Here is a 17,770-nt window from a genome sequence, read left to right on the forward strand (position 1 = left end):
TCTGCGGCCCTCCGGGTGGTCAGGTTAACCCCAGCAGAGGTCCATGCCTTCTTTGACCGAGATCGACTCGACGCCTTCGGCAGGCTTGTCCGTTACAAGCGCTACGCCGGTGTCAAAGAAATCCTTGCCAGGCGTGTTTTCAGGCTTCACGCCTTCGTCCGCCCATTTCTTGACGGCTTCAACACCCAGCGATGCCATCAACAGCGGGTATTGCTGCGACGTCGCGCCGATAACACCATCGGCAACGTTTTGGACACCCGGGCAGCCTCCGTCCACGGAAACGATGAGCACGTCATTTTCGCGCCCGATGGCTTTCAGCGCCTCGTAGGCGCCTGCCGCGGCAGGCTCGTTGATGGTGTGAACAACGTTGATCGTCGGATCCTTGGCCAGAAGGTTTTCCATCGCGCGGCGACCACCTTCTTCGTTGCCGGCAGTGACATCACTTCCGACAAGACGGGGGTCATCTTCATCACCGATTACGTTCGGGTCCGCCAGATCGACACCAAAGCCTTGCAGGAAGCCCTGATTGCGCAGCACGTCCACTGTCGGCTGGCTGACGGCAAGGTCCAATGTCGCAATTTTCGCGTCGTTGGCTGCGTCGCCCAGCGTGGCTTTGGCCCATTGTCCAATCAGCAGCCCGGCAAGGAAATTGTCCGTGGCAAACGTTGCGTCAGCCGAGTCAATGGGTTCCAGCGGCGTATCCAGAGCGATAACCAGAACCCCTGCATCCCGCGCCTGCTTCACGGCCGGAACGATGGATGATGTGTCCGAGGCCGTCAGCAGAATGCCTTTGGCGCCGTCCAGAATGCAGGTCTCAATGGCTTGCACCTGCGTTTCATGGTCACCGTCAACTTTGCCCGCAAAGGCTTTGAGCGTCATTCCCAGCTCTTCCGCTTTCGCTGTCGCACCTTCCTTCATTTTGACAAAGAACGGGTTGGTGTCCGTCTTGGTAATCAGACAAACGGTTTCGCCTTCCGCCATTGCACTGCCAGCCATGGCAGTAACCCCGAGCGCAGCAGCACCCGCAAGTCTTGCAAGTTTCATCGATTATCCTCCCAGGTTTTCCTGTGCCGAACGGGCACGAGGGCGATCAGGCAAAATCCCTGATCCCATAAGAAACAATCACAAGATTCGAAATTTGAGTCAATAAATAAATCACTCTTATTTATTATTGACAGTGCGGGCGGGCTTTCTCATTCTTCAGCAGGAAAGGGGTGGTCGTGCCTGAAAATTCATCTCGGAAAAATTCGATTGGCCTGCACGGGTCAGAGGTGCGCGGAACCAACCAAAGCGGGATGCGGGCCCGGAACGAACGGCTGGTGTTGTCGCTTGTCCGGCGTCATCAGGCCCTTGCGAAGTCCGAGATCGCGCGCATGACCGGACTGTCGGCACAAACCGTTTCCGTCATCATGCGGCTGTTGGAGAAGGATGGTTTGCTGTTGCGCGGCGAGCCGGTCCGCGGGAAAGTCGGGCAACCTTCCGTTCCCATGCGCCTCAACCCGGATGGTGCGTTTTTCTTTGGGCTCAAGGTCGGGCGCCGCAGTACCGAGCTGGTTTTGACTGACTTTGTCGGAAATGTGCGGCAGCGCGAGCGGCGAACCTATGACTATCCAACGCCGAAGGCCACTTTGGAGTTTTCCACTGAGAGTCTGGGCAAAATGATGTCATCCATGTCGCCCGAGGCCAAAGGCAGGATTGCGGGTCTTGGAATTGCCATGCCGTTCTATCTGTGGGACTGGGCCCAGACCCTTCAGGTTCCTCAGGAAGAAATGGACCCGTGGCGCGTATCAGACCTGAAGGCTGACCTGGCGCGTCGCCTCGATATTCCGGTATTCCTGCAAAATGACGCCACTGCGGCTTGTGGGGCGGAATTGGTATTCGGTCCGGCTGATGGGCCAAGGGATTTCCTGTACTTCTATATCGGGTTTTTCATTGGCGGCGGTGTGGTCCTCAATGGCGCGATCTTTTCGGGGCGTGGAAACGCGGGGGCAATCGGCCCCTTGCCTGTGCCCGATGGCGCGGGCGGTGTCAGACCGCTCATCGATGTGGCCAGCCTTTACGTGCTCGAGCGTGCAATCACCACGGCAGGTGTCACGTCGCATTCCATCTGGGAAACGACCCAGCGTTGGGATGTGCCAAACGTTCAACTGGAAAACTGGTTGAAACGGACGGCAAGCGGGATTGCCCATGCGATTGTCTCATCCTGTAGCCTGATAGATTTCGAATGCGTGAAGATTGACGGCTGGATGCCGCAGGACATCAAGGCGCGTTTGGTTGAAATGGTGGAAGACAAACTGTCCGAGCTGAACATGACCGGGCTCGAGCGCCCCGTTGTGCTGGCAGGAACCGTAGGCCCGGAAGCACGCTCTTTGGGCGCGGCAAGCCTGCCCTTGTCGGAGAGGTATCTTTCAGAAGCTTAGACAGGAACGAACCCTGCCGCCTTGGACGTTTCACAAACTGGTTCACTCTCGCAAACTGCCGAGCTCATTATTTTCGATGGCCGTAACACATTTTCGTTGACGGAAGGCTGAGTTGTCTGGCAAGCCGCTCGGCATGTCCGGTTCCGGGGCTTGCTCTGGAATCAATAGGGAATGCGGTGCGGGCTCTGGCCCAAATCCGCAACTGCACCCGCAACTGTAAGCGACGAGCAGGGCTGAAACGCCACTGGGGTTTGCCCGGGAAGGCCGGTCCAACGCTTTGACCCGCAAGTCAGGATACCTGCCGGACATGTGCCCTCTAACGGGCACTCCTAATCGACGACGGGATGTGCGTCGGACCAGGATGCCTGAAAGGGTAATTTGGCGTTGAATGTCCCGTGGTCAAAACGAATTTCGCGCCGGGATTTGCGCGACGGGACAAGGACGACTGTTCATGAAAACGCTGCTCAGCGCAGCCGCTGCCGCGATGGCTCTTCCTGCCATAGTAAATGCGCATTTCCTTTTGGAATACACCACCGACACCATGATCGAGAAACCGGGCGATGTACCGGTCAAACTGATTTTCTGGCATCCGTTCGAGAATGGCCATGTCATGGATCTTGAAAAGCCGCAGGAATTCTATGTGATCCACAACGGTGAAAAGACCGATTTACTGGACACGCTGGAACCTATCCGGTTCACCGGCGGGCAGAACGAGGGCGCGGCGTTCAAAGGCAGTGTCCCGGTCAAACGGTCGGGCGACTATGTGCTGGTGACGGTTCCTCAGCCTTATTACGAGGAATCCGAAGACATCTATATCCAACAGCTCACCAAAGCCTTCCTGAACCGCAACGAATTGCCGACCGATTGGATGAATCCCGTGGGTCTGCCGACCGAGATTATCCCGCTGAACAAGCCGACCAACATCATCGCGGGTTCGACTTTCACGGGCCGTGTGCTGGCTGATGGTCAGCCGGTTGCGGGGGCCGAGATCGAGATCGAATACATGGCAGCCGAACCCGACATGGAAAGTTCGGCCGCTTCTGCACCGAAGGCGTCACCAATGCCGGGTGGTGCGGTGGTCGCAATATCTGACGACAACGGGTATTTTTCGTTCGGCGTTCCAAAAGCCGGTTACTGGGGTTTCGCCGCCCTTGGTTCCGGTCCGGCAACCGAACATGAGGGCAAAGAACTCAGCCAGGATGCGGTCATCTGGATCCGCGCCTGGGATCTGGAGTAACCCCAAATGCACATCGTCGACGGAGCCCTTTCCAACCCGGTTGTAATTGGCGGCGCCATAGCCGCCGCGGGCGGGATCGCCATGGGTCTCAGGTCTCTGGATCTTGATCGCATCCCCACTGCGGGCGTGCTGTCAGCCAGTTTCTTCGTGGCATCGTTGATCCACGTGCCCATTGGTCCGTCGTCGGTCCATCTGATCCTCAACGGCATGGCCGGGCTGCTGCTTGGTTGGGCCGCATTCCCGGCTTTGTTCGTCGGGCTTTTGCTACAGGCGGTCTTTTTCGGCTTTGGCGGGTTGACGGTGTTGGGGATCAACACCGTCAATATCGCCTTTCCCGCGGTGGTGGCCGGAATGTTGTTCGGTCGTCTGATCGCGCGTGGAACGCCTTTGCAAGGTGCGATTTGGGGGGGCATCGGCGGCGCGTTTGCGATTGCGGCGACAACCGGCATGGTCGCGTTTTCGCTGGCGCTGTCGGGGGATGAATTTCTGCCTGCCGCCAAGCTTGTTTTCTTCGCCCATATTCCTGTCATGGCCATCGAGGCGATTTTGACCGGGTTCGCCGTGTTGTTGGCACGCAAGGTCAAGCCCGAGCTGTTTTTCAGAGGAGCAGCCACATGAAGCATCTGGTTGTCATACTGGCCATGTGCTGTTCACCTGTGCCTGCCCTGGCGCACAAGGTCATAGCCGGCGTTTTCGAGTCGGGAGACGTCATCGAGGGCGAAATCGGCTTTTCCAACGGCGACATGGCAAGCGGCACCGAGGTCATTGTCACCGGCCCGGATGGGGCCGAGCTGGGTCGATCGGTAACGGATGCGGACGGTTTCTTTGTCTACACGCCGACCTCGGCCGTGGCGCACACCTTCTTTGCCGACCTTGGCGCCGGGCATGTGGCCGAAGTCACGATGTCTGCCGAAGATGTCGCGCGGATCATGGGCGTTGCCGTGGCAGAGAACGGTGATTCATCTTCGGCTGCTGTGACGCAGGCCAGCGGTTCGGTGGCGTCTCTCAGCGCCGAAGAACAGCAGGTTATCGCCAAAGCCGTACGTGACGAATTGCGCCCGCTCAGGCGCGAGATTGCGGCCTATCGCGAACAGAATGACCTGCAAACCATCCTTGGCGGGATCGGGTACATCGTTGGTCTGTTCGGTCTGGGCTTTTACATGGCGGCCCGCCGCAAGCTGGCCTCCTGATGGCACACGTTCTGGGGCACAAGGAAAAAACGCTGTCCGAAGCCGGTGACGGGCCAGAAGGTCTGATCAGCCTGCTGGATCCCCGGATGCGGATCGTCATGGCAGTTGTTTTTGCAGTCGTGACCGTGGCGCTGTCATCCCTCGGCGCGCTTTGCGCGGCGCTGACAGTGTCGCTTTCGCTTCTGATAGTTTCACGTCTGCCGCGGCGAAAGACGTTGAAGCGAATGGCCATGATGGATGGGTTCATCCTGTTCATGCTGGTCCTGTTGCCCTTTTCAATGCCCGGGGATCCGATGTTCACGCTTTGGGGATTCCCCGCAAGCTGGCAGGGTTTTTGGAAAGCGGTCGAGATTGCCTTGACCGCCAATGCCGTGATCCTGTCCCTGATGGTTTTGGTCGGGACGATGGAGCCGGTCACATTGGGCCACGCCCTGCATCGTCTGCGGTGCCCGGAAAAGCTGGTTTACCTGCTGATGTTCACGATCCGGTATATCGAGGTCTTGCGCGAAGAATACCTGCGGCTGCGCGCCGCGATGAAGGTGCGTGGTTTTCGGCCAGCAACAAACTGGCACACATATCGCAGCTTTGGCTACCTTGTGGGTATGATGCTTGTGCGCGCGATCGAAAGATCGGAACGCATCCTGGCCGCGATGAAGTGCCGGGGGTTTTCCGGACGTATGCCGTTGCTTCAGGAATTTTCCCTGACCCGCGCGGACATTGTGTTCGCGGGCGGCTTCAGCGGCCTCTGCCTGGGTCTGATCATTCTGGAATTCGCATGACACTGATCGCGCTTGAAGACATCTGTTTTTCCTACCCTGGCCAGCCACCCGTTCTGGACGGGGCAAGCCTGAGCCTGAGCGCGGGGCAGCGCCTGTCCCTGACAGGCCCGAACGGAGCGGGGAAATCGACGCTCCTGCGGATTTTGCTTGGGTTGCAGCGCCCGTGTTCAGGCACCGTCACCGTTTTTGGTCAGCAACGCGTGGAAGAGGCTGATTTCCATGAGGTCCGCCGCCGGGTGGGGCTTGTATTTCAGGATGCGGACGATCAGCTGTTCTGCCCGACCGTCGCCGAAGACGTTGCTTTTGGTCCGCTCAATCTGGGCAAGACCCGCGACGAAGCACTTGCCATCGTCGACAAAGTTCTGGGCGATCTGGACCTGATGCACCTGAAGAACCGCATTACCCATAAATTGTCAGGCGGTGAAAAACGGCTAGTGACCCTGGCGACGGTTCTGGCGATGGAACCCGAAGTGCTGTTGCTGGACGAACCGACGAATGCGTTGGATAAGAAAAACGAAGCGCGCCTGCTGGAGATCCTGCGCGCGTTGCCACAGGCGATTTTGCTTGTCAGTCATTCGCCGGCGTTCCGCTTGGAACTGGCGCCCGATGAACTGGATCTTCGCGACGGAAAGCTTGTGCCGGTCTGACCTGTTCTCGTGGCAACCGGACATGGTGGTTTCAGAAATGCAATCATACCGCCTGAGCCACGCCATGAAACGGAAAGCGAACCTTGCGCGTCGTCAGGCCTTGGCTATGTGCGTCTGCGGCTCATCAGCCCATATTTGACCGCCCATGCCCGAAAGGACCCGCGTCTGCGCCTGTCCTGTTTCACAGGTTGCCTGGATTGCGCACCGCCTTTGCGGTTGAATTCGAACACGTCGATTATCCGCTCGGCACAGCCACAGGCTTCGCCCATGCCGACTTTGGCGAAATAGAATTTCTCGAAACGCTCGGGGTTTTGCATGGCTGACCTCCTGAATGCATTGAACCTCATGAAGGGCGCATTGCCAAACCACTTTCGTGCGTTTCAGGCAGCCGTGCTATGGCGCAGCGAACTCGCTTCCTGTCCAGACATTGTCCAGTTGATTGAAGACCGGCGAGGTAATGAGCATTTCAGCGGAATAAAGCAGTTGCAGCTCATCCGCAAACCGCGTGACGCCCGGCACAAGCCCGGTGATGTTGCGCCATTCCGCCCAGGTTCCGGGATTTGACAGACTGGTCGGATTGCCGGGATCAGCGGGCTGGTGCCACCCGGCGGCGTTCAGCAGTGGTGTGAGCGCAAAGCGCGCATCATTGCTGTCGACCTCGGTACAGGCAGAGGTATCGCATTCCCAACTTGTCCAGTCTGCCGCCGCGATGGTTCCGGCGATCGGAGCGGCGGCGTCGATGACCCGAACCATAACCTCGAACCCGCCACCAGCCGTCGGACGGCTGAGCGACAAAGGGTCTGTCGCCACGGCGTGCAAAGCCGCTGTTGGCGCCAGGCTGAGTGTCCGGCCGATCAGAGCCAGCTGCGCAGAGCCGTCTGTTGCGGGTGCAGACCCCGCAGCAGGCAGGATCCTGACAGGTGTCAAAATCGGAACCGCGCCACCGCGGATCGTGATTTCCTGCACCGCATTGTCAAAGGCCGGAACAAAGTCGCTGCGGATCGTATAGGTCAACGGGAAGCTGGGTTGTTGCGGCCCCGCAGGTCGGGCGCCGTCACGTGTGACAAAGGACAACGGTGGAACGGCACCGGGCTGTGGCAGCGAAATCTGCGGCCCTGCTATGCCCAGAGCAGCCGCAATCATGCGCGCGCGCTGTTCGGCCTCTCCATACTCGCTGAGCAGATTTATATAGCCGCCGATCTCGGTGATATTGCGCGGGGCAGGGATGCGGGATGGGGCAATGTCGCCAGCGATGGCCAGCCTGTGTGCTATAACCTCTCGGGCGCGCTGTATCGCCGGAGAATTGGTGGTTTCAAGAATATTGATGATGGCCTCGGCAAGGCTTTCATCAATGCCCGGTTCGGGGGTTGCATTTGTGCTGGTGTCACTCATCGTCGTCCTCCGCAGGGGCGCTCAGGCCATTGAGGAAATCCAGAACGGATTGGCTGCCGGCCTTGGTTGCGCTGCCGTCATCCGCATCCGTATTGGCTTTGGTAAAGGCCCCGAAAAGCTTGGCCAGAAGCAACGTGTTGGAAGGATTGGCCAGAGCCGCAGCGCCACCGGGGAAATCCTTGAACAGGTTTTGAACGAAACCGGCCCGGTTGCCATCCGGTTGCCCGCCAATCAGCGCAGAAACTCCCGAAGCGTTCTTGGCGATATCCTCAAACCCCTTGAGCTTTGCGGCATTGTCGGCAGCTGTCTTTTTCTTCTCGGCGGCCTGCTTTTTGGCTTCTTCCTCTTTGCGGGCCGCAGCGATCTCTTGCCCCTTGCCCGCAAGCTCAGTGGCCTTGCCGACAAGCTCTTTGGTCAGATCCGTCGCCGTGTCTATGGCCTTGTCCCGACCGGCGGCGACCGATTGCGTTTCAAGGGCCAGTTGCGCCTGCAACTCTTTCAGCCCCGTCAAATCGGTTCCCGCCCGTGCAAGATCAGGCGCGGCTTTGAGGATCTCGGCCAGTTGCGAAGTGGGCACGGCCTGGCCCGTGCCAATGTCGCCACCGGCGATGGTGAGCGTGTTCGAAGGTTGATTGGCCGGCAGGTCTGATGGCGCACGGGTGCCAAAGATCGCATCGCTGTCCGCGGGCAGGACCGGCGTGTCGCCAACCGGGGGTGGCGTCGGGCTGTCCTGCCAGTTCCAGAAGCGGCGATGGTCGATCATCTCGCAGGAATTGCAGCGGCCCAGAACAGCCTCGCCCAAGAGGCCCCTGGTCGGCAGCGAGATCGTTCGGCGCGGTGGTCGGAAGTCTTCGCGATGGAAGGCCAGCAGGCTGTCCTGAATGTCGCCGGTCCGCATCTCCATTCGGTCGGCCAGATCGGGCGGGATCGAGAAGGGCATGATCATCGCATTGCCGTAGAAGCCCAACACCTTGTTCTGGACCGTGCTGAGCAGCGATATCTCGCTTGAGGCGTCATCCAACCCGCCATCGGGCACGCCGATGGTGAAGCGTTCCAGAAGGATGGCCCGTTCCTCATCCGTCATACTGGCCCAGATCACGCGGGAATAACGAACGGTGTCGGCAACGATATGCTGATACATTTCTTCGATCCGCCGCAGATCACGACGCGACAGCACATCCGGCACTTCCTGTACGGAATAGGGCAGGGTCGCAGGCAAAGCCTGGAATGTATTGTCGTCAACGATGGTCTGCGCGTCTTCATTCATGCGCGCTTCGAACTCGCTGATCATCGGCGCGCCGACCAGATCGTCGAAATCCGAGCCTGAAATCGTCGTGTGAAGGCTCCGGTTGATGTTGCGCGTGGCGCGATCCAGATCATCCGCATCTTCCAGGTTCGAGATATGTTCCCAAATGTTGAAGATGTTGATCGGGTCCGGGCCGGTATAGAATGAATAGGCAAAAGAGCCCGTCCGCCTGCGCAACTCGACGCGGGCGATGTCGGAACGTTCGACCGAGCGGGGCAACGCCACGGATCCGGTATAAGTCCGCCGGTTGGTTGGATCACGGCGCGCGTCAGCCAGCCGAACCAGCAGGTTTTCGCGTGTCTCGGCAGGCAAGTCATGCAGGTTGTCGATGTCGATCGGCGATCCGGTCAGGGGCACTGGCCCAACGCGATCGCCATCCTGCGTGAAGATCACCGCGGATATGTCATCATTGGGCATGAAAGTGCCCTGAGCTTCGAAGCTGACGATGTCCTGCGCGACACCCGGAGCATTCTGCGGTGTCGCGTCCTTGTCCGCGTAAAACTCTTCCAACAGTTTGAGGGCGGTGCGGAATCTGCGACGGTTTCGGAATACGCGGCGGAACACGTCTGCGTGGCGCAGGATCACCTTGTACCGGCTCAGCAATCCGGACCGGCTGACATTGCCCGGCAGCTGATCGCCTTGCCCCAAACGGCGAAAGCGGATGAGCTGCATGGGAACGAAGACGACCAATTGCACGCCTTCGATCCGCGTTTCCAGGGAAAAGTCGCGCAGAACTTCGAACCATTGCATCGTCATTGCATGACAGTGGTTGTGGTTGGCCACGAATTTCGTCGTCGCCGTTCGCCGATCACTTGCGGTGGCTGTGCGAACGCTGGTTCGGGCTGAACTTCGCTTGACCGAAGCGGCCCGTTCCAGCGCGGCCGAGAATGTCTCGTGCGTGTCTGACAGAAAATCGCGGGACGTGTTCTGCGTGTTGGACGAACTGCCTGACGAGTTGGAGCTGGAACGGGCGCCGCTGAAACCGACCCCGCCCACTATGGCCCCGATGCCGCCGAACAAACCGCCACCAATGCCGCCGGCGCCCCCGAAGCTTTTTGTGAACGCCTTGGTCGAGAAAGAGGATGTTCCCCGGATCACTTCGTCCAATGCGGTTTCGAATGTACTGTCGAAAGAGGTATCGCGCGCCTCTTCGAATTCCTGTTGTTCTTCGAAGGTCAGGCTTTCGCGTTCGCGCACGGTCAGGGTTTCGCGCTGTTCTGACACGACGATCCGCTGTTCCTCGCCCGGGGCAAGCGGCAGGGAATAGACCAGACGCCCCAATGACATTCCGGCGTGAACGGCGGTTGAACGCATCTTGGCGATATAGCCAAGCGCCAGGCTGGAAGCTTTTGGCACATCCTGCGGGCGCTGTTCCAGATCTTCGAAAAAATCTTCGATATCAATGGGCTCGTCAATCGGTATCCGATCGCGGAAATCCCAGTCTCCGCCGTCATTGTTGAATGCGCTCAACAGTGTTTCGGCAGAAAGATTGGCCTGCGCAAAGGTGCCGCCCGGAATTGTCGTGACAAAGCGATTGCCGCCAACGGGGCGGGTGCGAACGATGTTTTTCGGCCCGACAAGTGGGTCGATCAGCCGATAAAGAACCGAATAACGCCGCCGCGAAACCGTGCCTCCTTCGGTTCGGTATTCCGAAGCGCAATCACCTTCACCCAGAACGATTGGGGCCTGCGTGCCGGTGAAATCGGATATGTTTTCTTCCGCATCCTCGGGATCCACCGGCAGAATATCGGCCAGCTCACCCAGGATCGAGCGCTGCAAGGGGAGGACGGTGCGATCCAGCACCACGAGGCCCAATTCGCCATCCAATGCATCAATGCGCGGCACTGCCTCGGTCAGAGTGGTGTTCTGCCCCCGGATCCGCAATCTGAGGCCATTTTGCGGCAGGCGCAGATTGGGCAGATCCAGCGAAAACAGGCCCCGCGCATCCGTTACGGCGGCTTTTACAGCCCAGGAAAAATCCACGTTGTCGATGCCTTCACTGGCGGTAAAGGTTGGGCGCAGCGCTTCAACGATTACCCGCTCGGCAGGGGTGCCGTCGGGATTGATCAGTTCACCGCGCAGTTTCGGGGCAAGGGTTGGGACGACAGCGCCCAGAAACCCGTCGGCCAGATCCTTGCGTATGGTTTCAAGCTGACGAAAGACTGCACCAGTGGCCTGAACGCGCTGATCGACCAGATCGTTGATCACCTCGGCAGACAGGTCAATGCCAACACCACGGCGCAGCGCCTTGAGCTTCTCGGCTTCGACGCGCCTGAGATCGTCAAGGCTGTCAGCCGTAAAACCGGCCGATCCCGAGAGTTCCGCCGAGATCGTGGGATTGGGCCGAGAGGTCGGAAGGGACAGCGTAATGCGCGGGGACTCACTGCTGGAGTCGGACATGAAGTCACCTCGTAGGAAAGCGCTGCAAGAAACTGAGTGCCGGGAAAATTCAAATCTCGAAAGTTGACCCAACGTAACATGTTTCAGGGATTCGCAAAAGAAACGCCCGGGCCCGCCTTTTCCGCGACGCGTTTCGAACGCAGGATCCAAAATGCCTTTCAGCAATGGATCTGGCGATTACTTCGTGAAACCGGTTGCCTTCAGCTTCTGTGCCAGCAGGCTCATTTGCTTGTAAATTTCACCTGCATCGCCGTGCCACGCCGCTACATCCGCGCCCTGCTGAGCAACGACCTCTGCGTCCCCTCTTGCCGCCGGACCGGTCAGGGCAGATTGCGGGCCAAGTAGGTCGACGTTTTCGACTGTGCTGCTTAACAAACCAGCGTTGAGCTTGCGGGCAGTTTCGTCCGGCACGCCCGCCTCGGCCCACGCTTCGCGGGCGATGGCCTGCAAGACAACGGCGAAGTTGTTCGATATCACAGCGGCTGCATGATACAGGCTTTTGCTTTCAGACCGGATGGGAAAACAGGTGGCTCCCAATCCCTCCAGAAGCGGCTGAATGAACGCTATGGCGTCTTCGTCGCCTTCCAACCCGCACAGCGCCTCTTTGAATTGCGCGGCAGCGGCCTGTGGATCGACGAAAGACAGGACGGGATGAACACTGGCCAGAGACCATGAGAGGCTTCGCAACGGCGCCAGTTGCTCGGCAGAAAAATAGCCGCTGCAATGGAACGCCACTGAGGGCTTCCCGGTTTTTTCTTGGTTTTCGAACGCCTCTTTCAATTCGTGGGCCACCGCAGAAATTTGCGTGTCGGGCACCGAGAGGATCCACAGATCAGCTGGCCGCAAATCGGCATAGCTTGCTGCAACGCGCCCGGTTTTGGACAACTGGGCGGCTTCATTTGCCGACTGAAAGGATGTACTCAGAATATCCTGGATCCGGCTGCCATCAGTGTCATCCAGAAGGCTGATCAGCGTTTTGCCGACCCGCCCGGCACCGACAACGTTAATTTTGATTTCTGTCATCTGGGCTCTCTGTTCTTGTCGTCTAGTCCGCCCCACGGTGGGACGAATAGAAAAACGCTATGGCTTGAGTTCTGTTTTTTACGTTCAGCTTCTCATAGATATTGGACAGGTGAAACTTGACCGTGTTGGTGGATATCTGAAGTTCCTTGGACAGTTCCCGGTTCGACATCCCCTGTGCCAGGGCCTCCAAAATGGCGCGTTCCTTGCGCGACAGGCTTTGAATCGGATCCTGTTTCATCTTCCGGACGTCGATGAACGGAAACACCATCTTGCCTGCTGCCACTTCGGCGCAGGTCTCAAGAAGGCCTTCGACCTCGCCCGAGCGGGCAGCAAATCCAGCGGCACCCGCCTGCATCGCCAATCGCGGGACATCCCCAGAGGCATCGCCATAGATGACAAAGCGCGGTGCATCGGCCTGATCGCGCAGCACCTCGATCAGTTTGGCGGCACCCAGGGCCGGAAGCGTCCAGTCCACGACGCCGACCTGTACAGGTATCCGCATCACCGTTCCCAGAAACCCTTCCGCCGTTGCCGACGTGGCGACCAGAGAGAATCGGGGATCACGTTCGAAAATTTCCGACATGGCCGAAAGCACCAGCGGGTTGCTGTCCGCAAGCATGATGTCGATGGGTTTGTCCGATGTCTCAACCATATGATTTTACCCATATTTTACAAAAAACTACCCAAAAGGGTGGGATAGATTTCGGTATACCGTCGTACTTTTGCCAAAACGGGTAGGTAATTACCCACACTATTAGCCATCCAAAAGCAGTAGTAAGTTACGTTGCGCCATCCGGCAAGCTCGCGTTTTCTGATCGGTATCTTGAACCATCAGGCCGCAATGCCCGGCCAACCGCCGAGGATGTCAGACCATGACCTTTCAGATTTTCCCTCCGCTCGAAATTCCCGAGACCCTTGCCGCAGGGCCGGGGCCGGGGAACACGGATGTGCGTGTCCTGAAAGCCTTCGCCGGCGCAGGTGTCGCCGATCACATGCAAGGCGATGTCCTCAGGGGCATGATCGAATGCAAGCACATGCTGCGGAAAATCTGGGGCACACGGAACGCTTACACCTTCGCTGTCGCGGGTACCGGCTGGAGCGCTCTGGACACCATGTTCTCGGCCGTCATGCCCGGTGACAAGGTTGTGGCCTTCACCAACGGCACATTTTCGGGGATCGACGCGTTGACGCTGCGGATCAAGGCGGCAACGCCCGCCGAGCACGCGGTCAGCCCGCTTGACCCACAGGCGGCGAGTGTCACGGTGGTCGAGGTTCCTCATGGCCAGCCGGTTACGGCTGAACTGGTTGAAGCGACTCTGGCCGAGCACAAGCCGAAATGGGCCTTCATGGCGCATTGGGAAACCGGATCGGGCAGGGTGAACGATCTACGCGGTTTCTCGGAGGCGTGTGAACGTCATGGCGCCATGGGGCTGATCGATGCGGTCTCGTCACTGGGTGTCGAAGACTTTGCGATCGATGACTATCCGGGTGTGGCAGGCTGGGCATCCTGTCCGCAGAAAGGCCTGTGCTGCCTGCCGCTGACCTATGCCCCTGTCAGCTTTGCCGATGCCTATATCGAGGCTCTGAAATCCACAGGTGCCTATACCTACGTGCACAATCCGATCTTCGAGGCACGCCACTGGGGCATCGTCGATGGGCAGGACGTGGAAAAGGGCACCTATCACCGTACCCATTCCGGATATGCGGTTGCGGCATTCCACGAGTCATTGCGCCTGACCTTGCAGGAAGGTCTGGCCAAGCGGTCGATGTCTTACCGGACGCATGAAAAGGTTCTTCGGGACGCGGTGACCGAGATGGGGTGCGAGGTCACCTCGGACATGCCCAGCCTGATCGTGCTCAACCTGCCTTCCGCGCTTTCTGGCCGCGAGATGGAACTGGTGCAGAACTGCCGCGCCCGCGGGTTTGGCATCTGGCCCACCTTGAGCGAACCGGTGCAGGTGCGCATCGGCATCCTCAATCAATTGAATCGCGAAGCCGTCAGTCGGATCGTGCGCCTGTTCGCCGAAGCCATTCGTGAGCTGGGCGGAGAGGTCGATCAAGACGCGATCGAAGCTCTGCTGGAAAGCCGTTACGGCACTTCAATAGCTGCTTAAACAGGAGCGCATCAGATGGATATCCACGAATACCAGGCGAAAGAAGTCCTTTCGAAATTCGGCGTCGACGTGCCCGCAGGCGCGCTTGCCTACAGTCCCGAACAGGCGGCCTACCGGGCGCGCGAACTGGGGGGCGACAAATGGATTGTCAAGGCGCAGGTCCATGCAGGCGGGCGCGGCAAGGCCGGAGGGGTCAAGCTCTGCAACAGCGAAAACGAAATCTACAAGGCTTGTGATGATCTGTTCGGTCGCAAACTGGTGACGCATCAGACAGGTCCTGAAGGCAAAGGCATCTATCGTGTCTACGTCGAAGCAGCAGTGCCGATTGACCGGGAAATCTACCTTGGCTTTGTTCTGGATCGCTCCAGCCAGCGGGTGATGATCGTCGCCTCGTCTGAAGGCGGGATGGAGATCGAAGATATCTCGGCCGACCGCCCCGACAGCATTGTCAGGTCCATCGTGGAACCGGCCGTCGGGCTTCAGGAGTTTCAGGCCCGTGAAATCGCCTTCAATCTTGGGGTTGAAGCCAAACTGATCCAGCAAATGGTGCGGACGTTGCAGGGCTGTTATGCCGCCTTCAGCAATCTTGACGCCACGATGGTTGAAATCAATCCGCTGGTCATCACCGGTGATGACCGGGTGCTGGCGCTGGATGCCAAGATGAGCTTTGACGACAACGCCCTGTTCCGCCACCCGCAGATTGCCGAACTGCGCGACAAGAGCCAGGAAGACCCGCGCGAAAGCCGCGCTGCGGATCGCGGGCTGTCTTATGTCGGGCTTGACGGCAACATCGGTTGCATCGTCAACGGGGCCGGTCTGGCGATGGCCACCATGGACACGATCAAGCTGGCAGGCGGCGAGCCTGCAAATTTCCTCGACATCGGCGGTGGCGCGTCGCCTGAACGGGTGGCCAAGGCGTTCCGGCTGGTCCTGTCGGATGACAATGTTCAGGCCATTCTGGTCAACATCTTCGCCGGTATCAACCGCTGCGACTGGGTGGCTGAAGGTGTCGTTCAGGCGTTGAAGGAACTTGACCTCGATATTCCCGTCGTTGTGCGGCTGGCCGGCACGAATGTCGAAGAAGGCCAGAAGATCCTTGCCAAATCCGGACTGCCGATCATTCGCGCCACGACGCTGATGGAGGCGGCAGAACGCGCTGTGGGCGCGTGGAAAAACGACCTTACTCAGGGCACCAAAATGAGGGTTGTGTAATGAGCATTCTTCTCGATCGTGACACGCGTGTCATCGTGCAGGGCATCACTGGGCGCATGGCGCGGTTCCACACCAAGGACATGTTGAACTATGGCACGAACGTGGTGGGTGGCGTCGTGCCCGGCAAGGGGGGCGAAACCGTCGAAGGCGTTCCGGTTTTTGACACCGTCAAACAGGCCGTCGAAGCCACCGGCGCCGATGCCAGCCTGGTCTTCGTGCCGCCCCCGTTTGCGGCGGATTCCATCATGGAGGCCGCCGATGCGGGCATCCGCTATTGCGTTTGCATCACCGACGGCATTCCGGCACAGGACATGATCCGGGTAAAAAGGTACATGTACCGCTATCCGAAAGAGAAACGCATGGTTCTGACCGGTCCGAACTGCGCCGGAACCATCTCGCCCGGAAAGGCGTTGTTGGGCATCATGCCGGGGCATATCTATCTTCCCGGACATGTAGGGATCATTGGCCGTTCGGGGACATTGGGATATGAGGCGGCGGCCCAGTTGAAAGAGCGCGGAATCGGCGTTTCGACCAGTGTCGGAATCGGGGGCGACCCGATCAACGGATCGTCCTTCAAGGACATCCTTCAACGGTTTGAAGACGACGAAGACACGCATGTCATCGCCATGATCGGCGAAATCGGAGGCCCGCAGGAAGCGGAAGCCGCCGAATATATCCGCGACCACATCTCCAAACCCGTGATCGCCTATGTCGCCGGTCTGACCGCTCCGAAAGGCCGCACCATGGGGCACGCGGGGGCGATCATCTCGGCCTTCGGCGAAAGCGCCAGCGAAAAGGTCGAGATCCTGTCCGCCGCAGGTGTCACCGTGGCCGAAAACCCTGCAGTGATCGGTGAGACGATCGCCCGCGTGATGGAGGCTGCGTGATGGTCAAACCTTCGGTTCTGGTTACCCGTCGCTGGCCTGCTGCCGTCGAGGCGCAGCTGGCCGAGAACTACAACACCGTATTGAACACCGGCGACAAACCCATGTCCCCGGCTGAAATCCGGCAAGCGTTGAAATCCTATGACGCCGTGCTGCCCACCGTAACGGACACGCTGAGCGCCGAGGCACTGGATGTGCCGGGTGTGCAGACGAAAATCCTTGCCAATTACGGGGTCGGCTACAGCCATATCTGCGAGCCGTCGGCCCGCGAGTTGGGTATGACTGTGACCAACACGCCCGACGTTTTGTCCGAATGCACCGCCGATATCGCCATGACGCTGCTGTTGATGGTGGCGCGTCGGGCGGGTGAGGGCGAACGCGAGCTGCGTGCAGGTCAGTGGACAGGATGGCGGCCCACGCATCTGGTCGGAACCAAGGTCAGCGGCAAGACACTGGGCATCATCGGATATGGCCGCATCGGACAGGAGATGGCCCGCCGTGCGCATCACGGGTTCGGCATGGACGTGCTGGTTTGCAACCGTAGCGCCGTATCGCCCGATGTTCTCGCCGAATGCAACGCAAGACAGGTGGCCACCATTGATGACCTGCTGCCGCAATGTGACTTCGTTTCACTGCACTGTCCGGGCGGCGCAGCCAACCGCCATCTGATCAATTCGCGCAGACTTGGCCTGATGAAGCCTGACGCATTTCTGATCAACACCGCACGGGGCGAAGTGATCGATGAATGGGCGCTGAACCAGGCATTGATGTTCGACATGATCGGCGGCGCTGCATTGGATGTATTCGATGGTGAACCGCGTATCAGCCCAGATCTGTTGCAATGCGACAACCTCGTCATGCTGCCGCATCTGGGCAGCGCAACCCGCGAAGCGCGCGAGGCGATGGGGTTTCGGGTTCTGGACAACCTGAGCGATTTCTTCGAAGGCCGCGAACCTCGGGACCGCGTGATCTGAGGCCACCTTCAAACATCACGCAATGGCGTCCAACGCAGCCGTGGCTGCGTTGCGTTCCTCTATAAGGAGATATGACCAGTGAATGCCCCGCACCGTTCAGACGGATTTTTCACCCAGTACCTTTCTGATCGTGATCCCGAGCTTTTTGGCTCGATCACGTCGGAACTGGGTCGTCAGCGCGACGAGATCGAG

General features: G+C 59.0%; 16 protein-coding genes, 1 pseudogene and 1 riboswitch. Of the genes and pseudogenes, 11 read left to right on the forward strand and 6 right to left on the reverse strand.

All coding sequences use genetic code 11. The features are described from left to right. Positions 1-24 precede the first annotated feature (24 nt). Entirely contained in the window at positions 25-1,044 is a 1,020-nt protein-coding gene (locus ACR0A2_RS21935; RefSeq protein ID WP_171230734.1) for a sugar ABC transporter substrate-binding protein, read from the reverse strand. 251 nt (positions 1,045-1,295) lie between these two features. On the opposite strand from ACR0A2_RS21935, the gene ACR0A2_RS21940 reads away from it, so the two are divergent. From ACR0A2_RS21940 to ACR0A2_RS21970, 7 genes and pseudogenes are all read left to right on the forward strand, one after another. Beyond that, a complete protein-coding gene (locus tag ACR0A2_RS21940) occupies positions 1,296-2,420 on the forward strand; it encodes an ROK family transcriptional regulator (RefSeq protein ID WP_480447712.1) in 1,125 nt (374 codons plus the stop codon). A gap of 121 nt (positions 2,421-2,541) precedes the next feature. Beyond that, positions 2,542-2,740, forward strand: a riboswitch (cobalamin riboswitch). 131 nt (positions 2,741-2,871) lie between these two features. Next, positions 2,872-3,657 (forward strand): DUF4198 domain-containing protein, encoded by a 786-nt coding sequence (locus tag ACR0A2_RS21945; protein WP_480837329.1) that lies wholly within the window; start codon positions 2,872-2,874, stop codon positions 3,655-3,657. Between the two features lie 6 nt (positions 3,658-3,663). Beyond that, entirely contained in the window at positions 3,664-4,275 is a 612-nt protein-coding gene (gene cbiM, locus ACR0A2_RS21950; RefSeq protein ID WP_171642677.1) for a cobalt transporter CbiM, read from the forward strand. Beyond that, a complete protein-coding gene (locus ACR0A2_RS21955) occupies positions 4,272-4,847 on the forward strand; it encodes a cobalt ABC transporter permease (protein WP_480837331.1) in 576 nt (191 codons plus the stop codon). The genes cbiM and ACR0A2_RS21955 overlap by 4 nt, the downstream gene beginning before the upstream one ends. Then, positions 4,847-5,626: a cobalt ECF transporter T component CbiQ gene (gene cbiQ, locus ACR0A2_RS21960; RefSeq protein ID WP_480837333.1), complete on the forward strand. Its 780-nt coding sequence runs from the start codon at positions 4,847-4,849 to the stop codon at positions 5,624-5,626. The genes ACR0A2_RS21955 and cbiQ overlap by 1 nt, the downstream gene beginning before the upstream one ends. A gap of 65 nt (positions 5,627-5,691) precedes the next feature. Continuing rightward, positions 5,692-6,063, forward strand: a pseudogene (locus tag ACR0A2_RS21965) (energy-coupling factor ABC transporter ATP-binding protein); the annotation flags it as partial. Beyond that, complete coding sequence (locus tag ACR0A2_RS21970) at positions 6,061-6,273, forward strand: AAA family ATPase (RefSeq protein WP_480837346.1); 213 nt, start codon at positions 6,061-6,063, stop codon at positions 6,271-6,273. The pseudogene ACR0A2_RS21965 and the gene ACR0A2_RS21970, both read left to right, overlap by 3 nt. A 104-nt stretch (positions 6,274-6,377) precedes the next feature. On the opposite strand, the gene ACR0A2_RS21975 is transcribed toward ACR0A2_RS21970, so the two are convergent. The 5 genes from ACR0A2_RS21975 to ACR0A2_RS21995 form a co-directional block, all read right to left on the reverse strand. Beyond that, positions 6,378-6,590 carry a hypothetical protein gene (locus tag ACR0A2_RS21975; RefSeq protein WP_152460419.1) on the reverse strand — a complete coding sequence of 71 codons (213 nt, stop codon included), beginning with the start codon at positions 6,588-6,590 and terminating at the stop codon, positions 6,378-6,380. 76 nt (positions 6,591-6,666) lie between these two features. Then, positions 6,667-7,665: a hypothetical protein gene (locus tag ACR0A2_RS21980; protein WP_480837335.1), complete on the reverse strand. Its 999-nt coding sequence runs from the start codon at positions 7,663-7,665 to the stop codon at positions 6,667-6,669. Next, positions 7,658-11,371 carry a hypothetical protein gene (locus tag ACR0A2_RS21985; RefSeq protein ID WP_480837337.1) on the reverse strand — a complete coding sequence of 1,238 codons (3,714 nt, stop codon included), beginning with the start codon at positions 11,369-11,371 and terminating at the stop codon, positions 7,658-7,660. Before ACR0A2_RS21985 ends, ACR0A2_RS21980 begins: the two co-directional genes overlap by 8 nt. Before the next feature lie 177 nt (positions 11,372-11,548). Beyond that, positions 11,549-12,394, reverse strand: a complete 846-nt coding sequence (locus ACR0A2_RS21990) for a Rossmann-like and DUF2520 domain-containing protein (RefSeq protein ID WP_480837339.1) — start codon at positions 12,392-12,394, stop codon at positions 11,549-11,551. A gap of 22 nt (positions 12,395-12,416) precedes the next feature. Beyond that, positions 12,417-13,046 carry a response regulator transcription factor gene (locus tag ACR0A2_RS21995; protein WP_224859546.1) on the reverse strand — a complete coding sequence of 210 codons (630 nt, stop codon included), beginning with the start codon at positions 13,044-13,046 and terminating at the stop codon, positions 12,417-12,419. 220 nt (positions 13,047-13,266) lie between these two features. Here ACR0A2_RS21995 and ACR0A2_RS22000 point away from each other — a divergent pair, with 220 nt between their 5' ends. Genes ACR0A2_RS22000 through ACR0A2_RS22015 form a run of 4 tightly spaced genes read left to right on the forward strand, consistent with a single transcriptional unit; the run spans position 13,267 to position 17,578 of the window. Then, positions 13,267-14,508 (forward strand): pyridoxal-phosphate-dependent aminotransferase family protein, encoded by a 1,242-nt coding sequence (locus ACR0A2_RS22000; RefSeq protein WP_480837341.1) that lies wholly within the window; start codon positions 13,267-13,269, stop codon positions 14,506-14,508. A gap of 15 nt (positions 14,509-14,523) precedes the next feature. Continuing rightward, a complete protein-coding gene (locus ACR0A2_RS22005) occupies positions 14,524-15,720 on the forward strand; it encodes a malate--CoA ligase subunit beta (RefSeq protein ID WP_171230724.1) in 1,197 nt (398 codons plus the stop codon). After that, the gene (gene sucD / locus ACR0A2_RS22010; protein ID WP_171230723.1) at positions 15,720-16,607 is read left to right on the forward strand and encodes a succinate--CoA ligase subunit alpha; all 888 of its coding nucleotides are present in this window, start codon (positions 15,720-15,722) and stop codon (positions 16,605-16,607) included. Before ACR0A2_RS22005 ends, sucD begins: the two co-directional genes overlap by 1 nt. Beyond that, a complete protein-coding gene (locus tag ACR0A2_RS22015) occupies positions 16,607-17,578 on the forward strand; it encodes a 2-hydroxyacid dehydrogenase (RefSeq protein WP_480837343.1) in 972 nt (323 codons plus the stop codon). Before sucD ends, ACR0A2_RS22015 begins: the two co-directional genes overlap by 1 nt. The last annotated feature ends 192 nt before the right edge of the window (positions 17,579-17,770 follow it).

The sequence above is a fragment of the Ruegeria sp. H8 genome, from assembly GCF_056532905.1.

Bases quoted from the DNA above. Each gene is read 5' to 3' on its own strand.
- ACR0A2_RS21985 (WP_480837337.1), bottom strand. From the start codon at position 11,371: ATGTCCGACTCCAGCAGTGAGTCCCCGCGCATTACGCTGTCCCTTCCG.
- ACR0A2_RS22015 (WP_480837343.1), top strand. From the start codon at position 16,607: ATGGTCAAACCTTCGGTTCTGGTTACCCGTCGCTGGCCTGCTGCCGTC.
- ACR0A2_RS22000 (WP_480837341.1), top strand. From the start codon at position 13,267: ATGACCTTTCAGATTTTCCCTCCGCTCGAAATTCCCGAGACCCTTGCC.
- ACR0A2_RS21990 (WP_480837339.1), bottom strand. From the start codon at position 12,394: ATGACAGAAATCAAAATTAACGTTGTCGGTGCCGGGCGGGTCGGCAAA.
- ACR0A2_RS21945 (WP_480837329.1), top strand. From the start codon at position 2,872: ATGAAAACGCTGCTCAGCGCAGCCGCTGCCGCGATGGCTCTTCCTGCC.
- ACR0A2_RS21975 (WP_152460419.1), bottom strand. From the start codon at position 6,590: ATGCAAAACCCCGAGCGTTTCGAGAAATTCTATTTCGCCAAAGTCGGC.
- ACR0A2_RS22005 (WP_171230724.1), top strand. From the start codon at position 14,524: ATGGATATCCACGAATACCAGGCGAAAGAAGTCCTTTCGAAATTCGGC.
- cbiQ (WP_480837333.1), top strand. From the start codon at position 4,847: ATGGCACACGTTCTGGGGCACAAGGAAAAAACGCTGTCCGAAGCCGGT.
- ACR0A2_RS21995 (WP_224859546.1), bottom strand. From the start codon at position 13,046: ATGGTTGAGACATCGGACAAACCCATCGACATCATGCTTGCGGACAGC.
- cbiM (WP_171642677.1), top strand. From the start codon at position 3,664: ATGCACATCGTCGACGGAGCCCTTTCCAACCCGGTTGTAATTGGCGGC.
- ACR0A2_RS21940 (WP_480447712.1), top strand. From the start codon at position 1,296: ATGCGGGCCCGGAACGAACGGCTGGTGTTGTCGCTTGTCCGGCGTCAT.
- sucD (WP_171230723.1), top strand. From the start codon at position 15,720: ATGAGCATTCTTCTCGATCGTGACACGCGTGTCATCGTGCAGGGCATC.
- ACR0A2_RS21955 (WP_480837331.1), top strand. From the start codon at position 4,272: ATGAAGCATCTGGTTGTCATACTGGCCATGTGCTGTTCACCTGTGCCT.
- ACR0A2_RS21935 (WP_171230734.1), bottom strand. From the start codon at position 1,044: ATGAAACTTGCAAGACTTGCGGGTGCTGCTGCGCTCGGGGTTACTGCC.
- ACR0A2_RS21980 (WP_480837335.1), bottom strand. From the start codon at position 7,665: ATGAGTGACACCAGCACAAATGCAACCCCCGAACCGGGCATTGATGAA.